This window comes from Qipengyuania aurantiaca, assembly GCF_019711375.1.
Taxonomy (GTDB): Bacteria; Pseudomonadota; Alphaproteobacteria; order Sphingomonadales; family Sphingomonadaceae; genus Qipengyuania; species Qipengyuania aurantiaca.
This window is the reverse complement of record NZ_CP081295.1, coordinates 2,145,001-2,158,620: the sequence shown is the minus strand read 5'-3', so window position 1 is coordinate 2,158,620 and position 13,620 is coordinate 2,145,001. Positions and strand designations below refer to the sequence as shown.

15 protein-coding genes, 1 tRNA gene and 2 rRNA genes (1 of these 18 only partly in view) are annotated in these 13,620 nt (G+C 61.3%); 11 read left to right on the top strand and 7 right to left on the bottom strand.

Going from position 1 to position 13,620, the window contains the following annotated elements:
* Positions 1-33: 33 nt before the first annotated feature.
* Genes ccoN through hemN form a run of 10 tightly spaced genes read left to right on the top strand, consistent with a single transcriptional unit; the run spans position 34 to position 9,383 of the window.
* Positions 34-1,707, top strand: a complete 1,674-nt coding sequence (gene ccoN / locus K3148_RS10490; protein ID WP_221424747.1) for a cytochrome-c oxidase, cbb3-type subunit I — start codon at positions 34-36, stop codon at positions 1,705-1,707.
* A gap of 12 nt (positions 1,708-1,719) precedes the next feature.
* Positions 1,720-2,484: a cytochrome-c oxidase, cbb3-type subunit II gene (gene ccoO, locus K3148_RS10485; RefSeq protein ID WP_221424746.1), complete on the top strand. Its 765-nt coding sequence runs from the start codon at positions 1,720-1,722 to the stop codon at positions 2,482-2,484.
* On the top strand, positions 2,481-2,645 hold the full coding sequence (locus K3148_RS10480; protein WP_221424745.1) for a cbb3-type cytochrome c oxidase subunit 3: 165 nt from the start codon (positions 2,481-2,483) through the stop codon (positions 2,643-2,645). The genes ccoO and K3148_RS10480 overlap by 4 nt, the downstream gene beginning before the upstream one ends.
* Positions 2,635-3,546, top strand: a complete 912-nt coding sequence (gene ccoP, locus K3148_RS10475; RefSeq protein ID WP_221424744.1) for a cytochrome-c oxidase, cbb3-type subunit III — start codon at positions 2,635-2,637, stop codon at positions 3,544-3,546. The genes K3148_RS10480 and ccoP overlap by 11 nt, the downstream gene beginning before the upstream one ends.
* Positions 3,533-5,116, top strand: coding sequence for a cytochrome c oxidase accessory protein CcoG (gene ccoG, locus K3148_RS10470; protein ID WP_221424743.1), 1,584 nt, complete (start codon positions 3,533-3,535; stop codon positions 5,114-5,116). Before ccoP ends, ccoG begins: the two co-directional genes overlap by 14 nt.
* Positions 5,113-5,562, top strand: a complete 450-nt coding sequence (locus K3148_RS10465; protein ID WP_345719530.1) for a FixH family protein — start codon at positions 5,113-5,115, stop codon at positions 5,560-5,562. Before ccoG ends, K3148_RS10465 begins: the two co-directional genes overlap by 4 nt.
* Complete coding sequence (locus tag K3148_RS10460) at positions 5,559-7,682, top strand: heavy metal translocating P-type ATPase (RefSeq protein ID WP_221424742.1); 2,124 nt, start codon at positions 5,559-5,561, stop codon at positions 7,680-7,682. Before K3148_RS10465 ends, K3148_RS10460 begins: the two co-directional genes overlap by 4 nt.
* Entirely contained in the window at positions 7,679-7,831 is a 153-nt protein-coding gene (ccoS, locus tag K3148_RS10455; RefSeq protein ID WP_221424741.1) for a cbb3-type cytochrome oxidase assembly protein CcoS, read from the top strand. Before K3148_RS10460 ends, ccoS begins: the two co-directional genes overlap by 4 nt.
* Positions 7,828-8,037: a hypothetical protein gene (locus K3148_RS10450; RefSeq protein ID WP_221424740.1), complete on the top strand. Its 210-nt coding sequence runs from the start codon at positions 7,828-7,830 to the stop codon at positions 8,035-8,037. The genes ccoS and K3148_RS10450 overlap by 4 nt, the downstream gene beginning before the upstream one ends.
* Positions 8,038-8,069: 32 nt before the next feature.
* The gene (gene hemN, locus K3148_RS10445; RefSeq protein ID WP_221426687.1) at positions 8,070-9,383 is read left to right on the top strand and encodes an oxygen-independent coproporphyrinogen III oxidase; all 1,314 of its coding nucleotides are present in this window, start codon (positions 8,070-8,072) and stop codon (positions 9,381-9,383) included.
* A gap of 180 nt (positions 9,384-9,563) precedes the next feature.
* On the opposite strand, the gene K3148_RS10440 is transcribed toward hemN, so the two are convergent.
* From K3148_RS10440 to K3148_RS10425, 4 genes are all read right to left on the bottom strand, one after another.
* Positions 9,564-10,067, bottom strand: coding sequence for a hypothetical protein (locus K3148_RS10440; protein ID WP_221424739.1), 504 nt, complete (start codon positions 10,065-10,067; stop codon positions 9,564-9,566).
* The gene (locus K3148_RS10435; RefSeq protein ID WP_247711547.1) at positions 10,064-10,621 is read right to left on the bottom strand and encodes a hypothetical protein; all 558 of its coding nucleotides are present in this window, start codon (positions 10,619-10,621) and stop codon (positions 10,064-10,066) included. Before K3148_RS10435 ends, K3148_RS10440 begins: the two co-directional genes overlap by 4 nt.
* A gap of 68 nt (positions 10,622-10,689) precedes the next feature.
* On the bottom strand, positions 10,690-11,172 hold the full coding sequence (locus K3148_RS10430) for a hypothetical protein (RefSeq protein WP_221424737.1): 483 nt from the start codon (positions 11,170-11,172) through the stop codon (positions 10,690-10,692).
* 146 nt (positions 11,173-11,318) lie between these two features.
* Positions 11,319-11,522 (bottom strand): hypothetical protein, encoded by a 204-nt coding sequence (locus K3148_RS10425; protein ID WP_221424736.1) that lies wholly within the window; start codon positions 11,520-11,522, stop codon positions 11,319-11,321.
* Here K3148_RS10425 and K3148_RS14040 point away from each other — a divergent pair.
* On the top strand, positions 11,521-12,225 hold the full coding sequence (locus K3148_RS14040; protein ID WP_425594659.1) for a recombinase zinc ribbon domain-containing protein: 705 nt from the start codon (positions 11,521-11,523) through the stop codon (positions 12,223-12,225). The genes K3148_RS10425 and K3148_RS14040 overlap by 2 nt on opposite strands.
* On the opposite strand, the gene K3148_RS10420 is transcribed toward K3148_RS14040, so the two are convergent.
* From K3148_RS10420 to K3148_RS10410, 3 genes are all read right to left on the bottom strand, one after another.
* A tRNA-Met gene (locus tag K3148_RS10420) sits at positions 12,182-12,258 on the bottom strand. The two genes, K3148_RS14040 and K3148_RS10420, sit on opposite strands and share 44 nt — an antisense overlap.
* A gap of 249 nt (positions 12,259-12,507) precedes the next feature.
* Positions 12,508-12,622, bottom strand: a 5S ribosomal RNA gene (gene rrf, locus K3148_RS10415).
* Positions 12,623-12,739: 117 nt separating this feature from the next.
* A 23S ribosomal RNA gene (locus K3148_RS10410) occupies positions 12,740-13,620 on the bottom strand; it runs 1,909 nt beyond the window's last position.

Below are 13,620 nucleotides of genomic sequence, written 5' to 3'. Positions count from 1 at the left end.
AGCCTAACCCCCGGCAAAAGGACGGAGAATTTTATGCGAGCGGAAACTGCGCTGGGTCGGGTGGGCCTGTGGTTCCTGGTGATGCTTGCCGCGATGGCGGCGGCCCTTGGTGCAGCCGATAGCGGCTTTGCCGCGCATGCCTGGATCATCGCCCTGCTGGGCTTCGTGATGATCTGGCTAAGCGCATCGCGGTTCGACCCCATGGGCAAGGCGCAGGGCTTTTTCAACATGCCCGAAGGTCCGTCGCGCTATGACGACGACCCGGTCCGTTGGGGCGTCATAGCCACGATGTTCTGGGGGCTGGCAGGCCTTCTGGCAGGTGTATTCATTGCCTCGCAGCTCGCCTTCCCGTGGCTCAATTTCGAGCCCTACCTGAATTTCGGCCGCCTGCGCCCGCTCCATACCAGCGCGGTGATCTTCGCCTTCGGCGGGAATGCCCTGCTGGCGACCAGCTTCTATGTCGTCCAGCGCACCTGCCGAACCCAGCTCGCCTTTCCGGGTCTCGCCCGCTTCGTGTTCTGGGGCTACCAACTGTTCATCGTGCTGGCGGCCACCGGCTACCTGCTGGGCGTTACCCAATCCAAGGAATATGCCGAGCCTGAGTGGTATGTCGATCTGTGGCTGACCATCGTCTGGGTAGCCTATTTTATCGTGTTCGTGGGCACGCTCGCCAAACGCAAAGAGCCGCACATCTACGTCGCGAACTGGTTCTACCTCGCATTCATCGTGACCGTGGCGATGCTTCACATCGTAAACAACCTGGCCATGCCCGTCAGCCTGCTCGGCGCAAAAAGCTATGTCGTGTGGTCGGGCGTGCAGGATGCGCTGACCCAGTGGTGGTACGGCCATAACGCGGTCGGCTTCTTCCTGACCGCGGGCTTCCTGGCGATGATGTACTACTTCGTCCCGAAGCAGGCCGAGCGCCCGGTCTATTCTTACCGCCTGTCGATCATCCATTTCTGGTCGCTGATCTTCCTCTACATCTGGGCGGGTCCGCACCACCTCCATTACACCGCACTGCCGGACTGGGCGCAGACGCTGGGCATGGTCTTTTCGATCATGCTGTGGATGCCGAGCTGGGGCGGGATGATAAACGGGCTGATGACCCTGAACGGTGCCTGGGACAAGGTCCGCACCGACCCGATTATCCGCATGATGGTGATGGCGCTCGCCTTCTACGGCATGAGCACCTTCGAAGGTCCGATGCTGTCGATCAAGAGCGTGAACTCGCTGTCGCACTACACCGACTGGACCATCGGCCACGTCCATTCAGGCGCGCTGGGATGGAACGGGATGATCACCTTCGCCTGCGTCTATTTCCTCGTGCCGCGCCTGTGGAAGCGCGAACGGATGTTCTCGCTGCGCATGATCAACTGGCACTTCTGGCTCGCGACGATCGGCATCGTTTTCTACGCCGCCAGCATGTGGGTCGCCGGCATCATGCAGGGTCTCATGTGGCGCGAATACGGCCCCGACGGCTATCTCGTCTGGTCGTTCGCCGACAGCGTCGCCGCGATGTTCCCAATGTACGTTATGCGCGCAGTCGGCGGGCTCATGTACCTCGGCGGTGCACTGATCATGTCTTACAACATCTGGATGACGCTGGCCGGCAAGCTGCGGGACGAAGCGCCCCTGCGCGACGCGGCCTACGACCCGCAGGCAGACCGTCCCATCGTCAACCAGCCCAGTGCCGTTCCGGCCGAATAGGATCCAGCAATCATGACCGATCCCATCGTCGAAGAGACCGTCACGGGCCACAAGCGGCTCGAACGCAATATCACCCTGCTTGCCATCGGTACCTTCGTGACCGTCGCCATTGGCGGTCTCGTGCAGCTGGTGCCGCTGTTCTATCTCGAAAACACGATCGAGCAGGTGGAAGGCGTACGACCCTACACTCCACTCGAGCAGGCTGGCCGTGACATTTATGTTCGCGAGGGCTGCTATGTCTGCCACAGCCAGATGGTCCGCCCGTTCCGGGACGAGGTCGAACGATACGGCCATTACAGTCTTGCAGCGGAAAGCATGTACGATCACCCCTTTCAGTGGGGGTCGAAGCGCACAGGGCCAGACTTGGCGCGTGTAGGTGGACGCTATTCGGACGAGTGGCATGTGCAGCACCTCACCGATCCGCAGAGCGTGGTGCCCGAAAGCGTGATGCCGCAATACGGCTTCCTCAAGGAAACTGATCTCGAGATCGGCGATCCCGAAGCGACCATGGTTGCGCTGATGCGCGTGGGCGTTCCCTATCGCGAGGAAGACCTCGCAAATGCTCGGGCGGACATGCTCGCACAGGCCGATCCCGACGCCGATTCGGGTAATCTCGCAGAGCGCTATCCCAAGGCGCAAATCCGCGATTTCGATGGCGATCCCGATCGCCTGACCGAGATGGATGCGCTCATCGCTTATCTCCAGATGCTGGGCACGCTGGTCGATTTCGAAAGCGCCGCGGGGCTGGAGGAACTTGCCGAGGAGAAGGGCCGGTGAGCTTTTACGAAACACTGCGCCATTTTGCGGACAGCTACGCACTTGTCGTGATGCTGCTGCTCTTCGTCGGCCTGTGCGCTTGGCCGTTCCGCCCGGGTGCAAAAGACCGCAACCACGAGGCTGCAACCCTGATCTTCGAAGGACAAGACGATGGCGAATAAGCGCATCGATGAACCGACCGGCACGCGGACTGTCGGCCACGAATGGGACGGTATCGAGGAGCTGGATACGCCGCTGCCGCGCTGGTGGCTGTGGACCTTCTATCTCACGGTCGTCTTCGCGATCGGATATGTCATTGCCTATCCGGCCTGGCCGATGATCGACAAGGCGACACAAGGCGTGCTCGGCTGGACCAGCCGCGGCCAGCTGGCCAAGGAAATGACCGCCGCCGACCAGGCGCGCGCCACAATGCGCGAACAACTGGCTCGCACGCCGATCGAAAGGCTGGGTGAAGACAGCGAGCTGATGCAACAGGCCGTTGCCGGCGGCGCGGCAGCTTTCCGCGTAAATTGCGTCCAGTGCCATGGCTCCGGTGCGGCGGGCAGCCAGGAGCTCGGCTATCCCAATCTCAACGATGACGACTGGCTGTGGGGCGGCGATCTCAAGGCAATTCATTACACGCTGACGCACGGCATCCGGCAGCCTGGCGACGACGAGACGCGCACCAGCCAGATGCCGCCCTTCGCCGGAGCATTCGACAACGCGCAGCTCGACCAGCTCGTGGACCATGTCCTCTCGCTCAGCGGAAAGGCGGAAAGCAGCAGGGCTGGCGCGCAGCTCTACGCTGACAACTGCGTAGCCTGCCATGGTGCCAGTGGTGGCGGTAACCGCGAACTGGGCGCTCCACGGCTCAACGATGCCATCTGGCTGCGCGGTAGCAGCCGCGAGGCGATCAAGCGACAGATCCTCGACCCGCGCATGGGCATGATGCCGAAGTGGGAGGGGCGTCTCGATCCTGTCACGGTCAAGATGCTGGCCGCCTATGTCCATTCGCTCGGGGGAGGCGAAGACTTCATCGAAGTCGCCAAGGATCCCGAGGTAGAGGTCGATGAGCAACCCTGACGACCCCAAGCCGGGAGGCGGGCGCGACTGGTCGGTGGTCGTCGAAGACGGCGTCGCCAAGACCAACGAGCCTGTTTCCAGTGCGGTTGCCGAGCCCGAGGCGGCCACGCGCCGCCACGAGCCTCACGAGCCTTCTCGTGAGCACCTGCCCGAACGGCTCTACGAACCGCGCAAGGCGGTCCACAACAAGCGCATCGACGGGCCTTTCCGGCGTTTCAAATGGCTGGTGATGCTGGTCACGCTGGGGATTTACTACGTGACCCCGTGGCTGCGCTGGGACCGCGGCCCCTATGCGCCCGACCAGGCGGTGCTGGTCGATCTCGCCAACCGGCGCTTCTACATGTTCAGCATCGAGATCTGGCCACACGAATTCTATTTCGTCGCCGGATTGCTGATAATGGCGGGGATCGGGCTTTTCCTCGTCACCAGCGCGGTTGGCCGCGCGTGGTGTGGCTATGCCTGCCCGCAGACGGTGTGGACCGACCTGTTCCAGCATGTCGACCGCTTCGTCGACGGGGACCGCAACGCGCGCGTGCGTCTCGATGCGGCACCTTGGACCTGGGGCAAGGTCATGCGCCGGGCATTCAAATGGTCGATATACCTTGTAATTGGTTTCTGGACCGGTGGCGCTTGGATAATGTATTTCGCCGACGCGCCCACCCTCGTGCATGATTTCTGGCGCGGCGAAGCAGCGCCTGTCGCCTATATCACCGTCGCCATCCTCACGCTGACTACCGTCACCCTGGGCGGCTTCATGCGCGAGCAGGTCTGCATCTACATGTGCCCCTGGCCGCGCATCCAGACCGCCATGCTCGACGAGAAATCGCTGATCGTCACCTACAAGGACTGGCGGGGCGAACCGCGCGGCAGCGTCAAGAAAGCGCAGAAGAATCCGGGTCAGTTCGGCGATTGCATCGATTGTACGCAATGCGTGCAGGTCTGCCCCACCGGCATCGATATCCGCGAGGGCCCGCAGATCGGGTGCATTACATGTGCGCTGTGTATCGACGCTTGCGACAAGGTCATGAAGGACATCGGCCGCCCGCGCGGACTTATCGATTATGCGACGCTGGAAGACTGCGAGCGCGAGGCGGCGGGAGGTGAGCCGAAGTCACCGCTGCGCACGCTCATGCGTCCTCGCACCATCGCCTATTTCATGATCTGGGCAGGCATCGGCGGCGCGTTACTGTTTGCGCTGGGCAACCGCAGCCACACCGAACTCACCGTCGCGCCCGATCGCAACCCGCCCTTCATGCTGTTGTCGGATGGTTCGGTGCGTAATTCCTACACGCTCAAGCTGCGCAATATGGAAAGCCGGCCGCGAGAGATGGAGATTGCGGTCGAGGGCCTGGCCGGCGGCGTGATGTGGACCGACACGATCGGGCGCGACGAGGCATCATCCGTCCAAAGGGTAACGGTTCCCGCCGACCTGGTGCGGCAGGTGCGCGCCTATGTCGCTGTCCCAGAGGGTGCGGAATCCCAGCAGTTTACCTTCCGAGTCACCTCGCTCGACGCGCAGCGCGAGACCGATACCGTCCAGACCCGCTTCGATGCGCCGGAGGAAGAATGATGCAGCGCCCCTTCACCGGAAAACACATGGCTATGATACTGGTCGGCGGTTTCGCGATCGTGATCGCTGTCAATTTTTACATGGCATCGCTGGCTGTCGGTGGGTTCGGGGGCGTCGTGGTCGAAAACTCATACGTCGCGAGCCAGAAGTTCAACGGTTGGCTGGAGGACGCGCGGGCTGCCGGAGAACTGGGCTATTCGGCGAAGCTGTCCCGCGCCGAGGATGGGCGGCTGATCGTGACCACCACGGGCGTTCCGGGGTACGCAAAGCTGTCGGCCAGTCTGCGCAGGCCGCTTGGCCAGCCTGAGGACCGTGCGATGACTTTCGAGAGGCTCGCTGACGAGACTTATACCTCGGCCGAGACCTTGCCGTCCGGCCGCTGGATCGCACGCCTCGCAATCGAGCATGGCGACACGCGCTGGGTCGAAGAAACGGAGCTGCAATGAACGCTCCGTTCGCCCGAGGGCCGATCGATGGCGCACGGCTCACGGACAGCCGCTTTACGGTTCCGGGCATGCGCTGTGCCGGCTGCATCGCGAAGATCGAACGCGGACTGGCGGAAATCGACGGTGTCGAAGCGGCGCGAGTCAATTTTTCATCCAAGCGGGTCGCGGTCCGACACAATAAGGGTCTGACAGAACAGAACTTGGTCGAGGCAATCGAGAAGATCGGGTTCGAAGCCCAGAAGGTTGCCGACAACCCGCTGGCAACGGACGACCGGGAGAGCAAAGCGCTGATGCGTGCTCTGGCCGTGGCGGGCTTCGGCATGATGAACATCATGCTCCTGTCGGTCAGTGTTTGGTCTGGCGCGGGCGGTGTGACTCGCGAGCTCTTTCACTGGCTGTCCGCGCTGATCGCCGTGCCTGTCGTCGCCTATTCCGGTCGCCCATTCTTCGAAAGCGCTGCCATGGCCCTGCGCCACCGCCGCACCAACATGGACGTGCCGATCTCTATCGGCGTCCTGCTGGCAACGGGCCTAAGCATTTCCGAGACGATGACCGGAGGGGAGCATGCCTATTTCGACGGCGCAGTGATGCTGCTGTTCTTCCTGCTTGCCGGTCGGGCGCTCGATGCGGTGATGCGCAACAAGACGCGTGCGGGCATCGGTGCCTTGCTCTCGCGGATGGGAAAAAGCGCGACGGTCCTGGAAGGCAACGGCGCGCACCGGAGGCTGGCCGCGGAAGATCTTGAACCCGCTATGCTGATGCTGGTGGCGGCCGGAGAGGCGCTGGCGGCAGACGGTGTCATCGAAGAGGGCTCGACCACGCTCGACAACGCCATGCTGACCGGAGAGAGCACACCCGAGGGGGTGCGGCAGGGCGATCTCGTCCATGCGGGCGCCATCAACCTCGGCAATCCCGTGCAGGTGCGGGTAACTGCGGCAGCTTCCGACACGGCGCTCGCGGAAATCGCCCGGCTGATGGACGAAGCAGGGCAGTCACGGAGCAGCTATGTCCGCATCGCTGACCGTGCGTCCCGTCTCTATGCTCCGGCCGTCCATTCGCTTGCCCTGTTGGCTTTTGCAGGGTGGATGATCGCCGGGGCTGGCTGGCACCAGTCGGTGATCATTGCGATCGCCGTGCTGATCATTACCTGTCCATGCGCCATGGGACTTGCCGTACCAGCCGCGCAGGTGGTGGCTTCGGGCGCTCTCGCGAAACGCGGATTGCTGGTCAAGGACGGCAGCGCTCTCGAGCGGCTGGCTGAAGTCGATGTCGCCCTGTTCGACAAGACGGGCACGCTGACGCTGGGCGAGCCGGTACCACAACTCGGCCACCTCACCACATATCAGGCTTCGGTCGCGCTCGCCTTGGCGCGCAGCAGCAGGCATCCGCTGAGCAAGGGAATAGCGAAGATGCTCGAAGCGGAAGGGATCGCGCCTGCCACCTTGTCCGGGCTGCGCGAAGAAAGCGGCCTCGGTATCTTGGCGCGCAGCGGCGATACGCCGGTCGCGCTCGTTCGCCCGCAGAATGCCGGCGACCGCATCGCGACCAGTCTCAAGATTGGCGATGAGGCGATCGAGATCGCCTTTACGGACCCGCCCCGCGAAGATGCCGGAGAAGCGCTTGCAGCATTGAATCGCGAAGGCGTAGGGTCCTCGATCATATCGGGCGACCGGCCCGGACCGGTTGAAGCGATAGCAAGGAAGCTCGGCATTGCCGCCCAGGCCGGACTGCTTCCCGATGGCAAGCTGCGTTTGCTTGAAGGCCTGAAGTCCGACGGGCACAAGCCGCTGATGGTCGGTGACGGAATGAACGACGGCCCCGCTCTGGCCGCCGCGCACGCATCGATCGCGCCTGGAAGCGCCAGCGATGCGAGCCAGCAGGCAGCCGACGCCGTTTTTCTTGGCCGGGCGCTCATGCCGGTCGCGCTAGCCGTGCGGGTTGCCCGCAAGACCATGGTAATCGTGCGCCAGAACTTCGCATTCGCGATAATCTACAACGTCTTTGCGGTACCCTTGGCGCTGGCAGGCATGGTCACTCCGCTTATTGCCGCCGTCGCTATGTCACTGAGTTCGCTGGTGGTCGTCGGCAATTCGCTCCGGCTCGCAAAGGCCGCGCAATGAGTGGGCTGGCCTTCCTGATCCCTATCGCACTGGGGCTAGGATTGCTGGGTCTGGCGGCGTTCTTCTGGGCCATGCGCAAGGGCCAGTTCGAGGATCTGGACGGTGCCGCCCGGCGCATCCTGATCGACGACGAAGAAGACGAGCGATGAGCCTCGCATCGCTTGCCGCACTGTGCGCCCTCTTGCCGTTGGCGCTGGGACCACTGCCTGCTGCCGACACAAAAATCACCGCCAAGCTATGCGGCGGCGGATTTGTGGAAATCCCGATCAAGCGCAAGTCGCCTCCCGATCCGCCTTGTTCTGCAAAAGCTTGCCATGCCGGATCGTGCCGCAAAAGATTTGATCTGGCTCAATGACCGATCTTCATCGCCGGCCCATTAGGGTCGCCATGTGGACCTATTACCCAGACCTACTCGCAAAGCCCGTTCCCCGCTATACGAGCTACCCCACCGCTGCAGAATTCGGTGAGCTCGATCCCGACCATTACCGGCAGGCCCTGCGCCACGCAGATGGCGACGTCTCGCTCTACATTCATATCCCGTTCTGCGAGAAAATCTGCTTCTACTGCGGCTGCAACACGGCAGCTGCGGGACGGCGTCAGCGGCTGGAATCCTACCTCGATGCTCTCCATCATGAGATCGTCCACGTCGCATCGCTGCTCCCGCCATCGACCCGCATAAGGCGCATCTCGTTTGGCGGCGGGAGCCCCAATGCCCTCGCCCCGGACGACTTCCAGCGCGTGGTCGATGCGCTGTTCTTCAACTTTGCCGCGCCCGATCCGACCATTTCCATCGAACTCGACCCGCGAACGATGACTCGCGAGTGGGCTGCGGCGATCGAGCGTGTCGGCATCGAACGTGCCAGCTTGGGTGTTCAAACTTTCGCGACCCATTGCCAAGAGGGCATTGGCCGCGTCCAATCGGAAGACTGTATCGTCCAGACGGTCGACTGGCTGCGCGATGCGGGCGTTACCTCGCTCAATTTCGACCTCATGTACGGACTTCCCGGCCAATTGATGCGCGATCTGGAGGACAGCCTCCAGCGTACTCGTGTGCTTGGCGCCGACCGCGTGGCTCTGTTCGGTTACGCGCATGTCCCGCATATCGTGCCGCGGCAAAGGGCTATCGACGACAGCAACCTTCCTGACCAGCGCCAGCGCTTCGCCATGGCCGAGCTTGGTTATACTTACTTCGCCACTCACGGCTATGTGCCGATCGGGTTCGACCATTTTGCCAAGCCCGGAGGCGATCCGCTGGCGAGGGCGGCATTCGAGGGCAAGCTGCGCCGCAATTTCCAGGGTTTTACCGACGATCCGAGCGACATATTGATCGGTCTCGGCGCATCGGCCATCAGCAGTTTCCCGCACCTGCTTGCGCAGAACGAAAAGAACAGCGGCCGCTACCGGATGATCGCCTCGCAGGATCAACTCGCAGCCAATCGAGGCATCAGGCGCACCGCCGACGACCGCTATAGAGCGGCCGTTATCGAGCAACTGCTGTGCCAGGGCCGCGCGCAACTCGGTGCCTGCCTGATGCGGGAGGCGAGCGAGGCACTGCGGCCATTCCTTGATCGCGGGCTTGCTTCGGTCGACCGGCAATGGCTCGATATCCTGCCCGAAGGCTTGCCCTATGCGCGAACCGTCGCGGCAATCTTCGATCGCTATCGGCAGCCGCAAGGCCGAGTATTCAGCTCGGCGGTTTAGCTATTCGAATAGCATAACCAAACGGCCGCATTCGGTAGTGGAAAGAATCCAAACATGGCAGATTGCCGACCATGCGAACGTCGGCTTTCGGGCAATCGCAACGATCGTTGGAATGGCGAATATGGGCGCAAAGCGGCCGCCCCTGCTATAACTTAGCAGTGAGCGGCAGTTGCTTCAGATTTACGAACGATTTTCGTGCCATTGGCTGGTGAAAAAGAAACTTGCTGGCGCATCCTTGCTGTTGTCGAATCTCTCCAAAGTCCGTCGCAGCGGCGCCGAGATGAAGGTCCGCGACAAGGGGAAGTCCCCCAAGCCCGCACTGACCTCTGCGCCATTGGCCAGAACATGTCCGATATGAGCAGCAAGCTTCCTGCGGAACTCATTCTCATCCCTGGCGAGACCAGCCGCGAACCAAGCCGTGTGACCTTGGCCAGTGGCCATTTCACTCACGGTCCCAAGGAAAATACGACGCTTATCTTCGGCAGTCGTCTCCGCGGTTTCCCACGGGTAGGGAGCAAGCTCGAACGGGTTTTCCCCTCCCGCGTATGGCTGGACCTCCTCGCTCGCCAGAAGCTGGCGAGCGAGGTCGAGAGTAGCCTCGATCATATCGAGTTCGTCTGAGCCCTTCCGGGCCCAATGCCGGGCGAGAGGATCGGATGCGGTGGCCCGCTGTGACTTGCTCATGCGCCCGGCTCCCACTGTTCCTTGTGTTCGCGCCAGGCAGCCAAGGCAGCTTGATAACCCTGGTCGCTACACAGGGTGGTGCACGCGCCACCGAAACCGTTGATGTTCAACTCGCGCGAGAGAACACCGCAATGAACGTGATTGCCCTGCCCCTTTAGGCCTCCCATCGCGGGGATATGGGCGATCAAGATCGTGGCAAGGCGTGGAGCGAAATGCGCCCGCGCATAGCTGCGAACCCGCTCGAAGCCGAGGTGCCAAGCCTCTTCGGGGTCGAGCATGATCTTCACCTGGATCATCGCATGATGCTCGTAAGGCGGAAGGGTATCGTCGAACCGGTCGACAAGCGCCCCGGCCCTGACAAGATCGCCGGGAGCCGTGAGCGGGAGCAGGACATCGTACTTGGCTGCGTAGCCGAAGTTGGGGTCTTTTCCGGGGAACATCTTCTTGTCGAGCCAGGAGCGCACGCCCTCCCTGTTCTCCTGCTGTTTGTACCAATACCGGGAGAAGGCGAAATCGGGATGCGCGTCGCACATGCCATGAACGAAGACGCTCATCTTGTTGCGTGGTGCATCCTCTTCGCATCCGCTATCCAAGCCAGTCTGTAATGTGACCTGAGCCATGATTAGAACCTCCCATCGAACGAGGGAGTTTCGGTTGCGCGGATAATGCCGGCGTAGCGCTGATAGCCGCTTTCGTAAGGAGCCCCCTGAAAAGTCTCGAGCCCCTTCTCGCTCAGCCGGAAGAAGGGTCCTTCGGTGTGTGCGGGAATGAGCCAGAGATCTTCACCTTCGCGCCCCCACGCGAGATAGTTGCACTGCCAGGCCTGGCTACCTTCGAGCAGGACGTCAAAGGAGGCGCCTTCGAGCGGATCGAAGCGCATCAGGACAAGATCCTTGTGCGCAAAGTGCGCCAAAACCTCACACTCGTGACAGAAAAGCGGTCGATCGCAGCTGGTAGCTGTGACCAGCACTCCGGCATCTTCGCTCTCGAAGAAGCCGCCCCTGATGCGTTCGTCGAAGCGAACTGTCTCGACGGTGACGAGGCCGCAAGAGATCAGCAGTGAGGCGAAGCGGCTACCCGTGCGATGGGTGATAGGCCGCAGCATGGGCTCGCCCTCGAGAGGGCGGTGCAAAGAAATTGCATTCATTGTATTATTCCTTCGAGGGAGGCCGCTCTGGCCGAGCTCGACCTCCCTCATCTATTTTCATAACTCACTCGGCCTACACGCCGAGACTTCACTTCATTCCGGGGTCAGCTGGCCCGGCGCTCGAACCCTTCAGCCAGGAGCAGGGCCATCGCTTCGGCGAGACCGCGCTGCCGGTCGGCCTCATCAGCCCAAGGCTGATCGACCTTTCGGAGTCCGCGATCGAACTTGAAGGAGATCTCTCCCCATTCGTCGGCGTCCTCGTCTGGGATGAGATAGAGGCCGCGATCTTGATCAACCCAAGCGAGCATTGCTGCAAAGCGCGCATCGTGCGGCTCGAAGTTTACGATTGCTCGCAAAGATTACTACCGTTGTCCGGGGAACAGGGAGCGGGGTACCTGCCACAACTCACTGTCGATCCGGCGTCGCGATATCGAGGAGGCAGCGCTTTCCTGTATCGAGAACCATCTCCTGGATCCGAAGCTTGTCGAGCTCTTCGTTGCCAAGGTCCACAGGCAAATCGAGCTTCAGAGCCGCAGCGCGGACGCCAGTGACATCCGAAACGCGGCGCGGTTGAAGGAGCTCGAAGGACAGATCGCGACACTCGCCAACAATATGCTTGTTAGCTCAGCGAGCCCAACCTTGCACAAGATGCTCGCCGATCTTGAGCGCGAAAAGAATGCACTCGAAACAGCAAAGCCCACCGCCAGTCCCAAAATGAAAGTCCTTCCTCACCCGGTCCTTGTCCAGCGGTTCAAGGCAAAGGTGAAGAACCTTCGCGCGGCGTTGGAAGATGAGACCATTCGATTGCAGGCCGTGGAGGTCGTCGGAGCGCTCATTCAGAGCGTCACGATTTATCCAGGCGAGGCGCCCGAGGGAGAGATTTCCGCAAATGTGGTCGATTTGGCGACCTACGCGGCTTCGCTGAATGACGCCGACTGGGCTGTCCGGAGGGAGTGTTCTGTAATGGTGGTTGCGGGGGTTGGATTTGAACCAACGACCTTCAGGTTATGAGCCTGACGAGCTACCGGACTGCTCCACCCCGCGGTAATTTTTTGTTTCGCCTCAAGCGCCGGCGCCGACCTCCGTCGGCTTGGCTATCCTCGCTCATGCGACCTGAAGGTCGCGTCGCTGCGGACGGCCGGTCGGCCTTGCGAAGTGCTGCGCACTTCGATGGCGCCTTCGTCACCGGCTTGGAGAGGCCAGAGACGAAAAAGCCGCCGCTCGGGTTTGCCCGGCAGCGGCTTTTTTGAAACTGTGAATGGGTTTGTTTCCCGCATGCCCGCCGGCTTTAATGCCTGGCGACGACCTACTCTTCCAGTGCTTGAGCACTAGTACCATCGGCGCTGTCCGGTTTCACGGCCGAGTTCGAGATGGGATCGGGTGGGTCACAGACGCTAAGGTCACCAAGCAATAGAGCTGGCGGACATGGGTTTAAATCGATGCTTTGAGCTTTGTTGGGCTTATCCGGCTAGAGTTTCCTCCACCTCGCGGACAGCATCAGAGCTGTCGTTGATGGTATGGATCCTACAAGCGCGAAAAGAACTATTAGGACCGGTTAGCTCCACACATTACTGCGCTTCCACACCCGGCCTATCAACGTCGTGGTCTACGACGGTTCGAAGATACCTTATCTTAAGGGAGGCTTCCCGCTTAGATGCTTTCAGCGGTTATCCCGTCCGTACATAGCTACCCTGCGGCACCCTTGGCAGGATGACAGGTACACCAGAGGTACGTTCACCCCGGTCCTCTCGTACTAGGGGCAACTCCTTTCAAGTATCGACGCCCACGGCAGATAGGGACCAAACTGTCTCGCGACGTTCTGAACCCAGCTCACGTACCACTTTAATTGGCGAACAGCCAAACCCTTGGGACCTGCTCCAGCCCCAGGATGTGATGAGCCGACATCGAGGTGCCAAACGATTCCGTCGATATGAGCTCTTGGGAATCATCAGCCTGTTATCCCCGGCGTACCTTTTATCCGTTGAGCGATGGCCCTTCCACGAGGGACCACCGGATCACTATGACCGACTTTCGTCTCTGCTCGACTCGTCAGTCTCGCAGTCAGGCAGGCTTATGCCATTGCACTCTTGCAGACGGTTTCCAACCGTCCTGAGCCTACCATCGCGCGCCTCCGTTACTCTTTAGGAGGCGACCGCCCCAGTCAAACTACCCGCCACAGAGGGTCCCACTACCGGATAACGGTAGCTGGTTAGACATCAGAAAACAGCAGGGTGGTATTTCACCTATGGCTCCACGAGAACTGGCGCTCTCGCTTCAAAGCCTCCCACCTATGCTACACAACTCTTTCCTAATGCCACTCTGAAGCTGCAGTAAAGGTGCACGGGGTCTTTCCGTCTAACCGCGGGTACTCCGCATCTTCACGGAGAATTCAATTTCGCTGAGCAT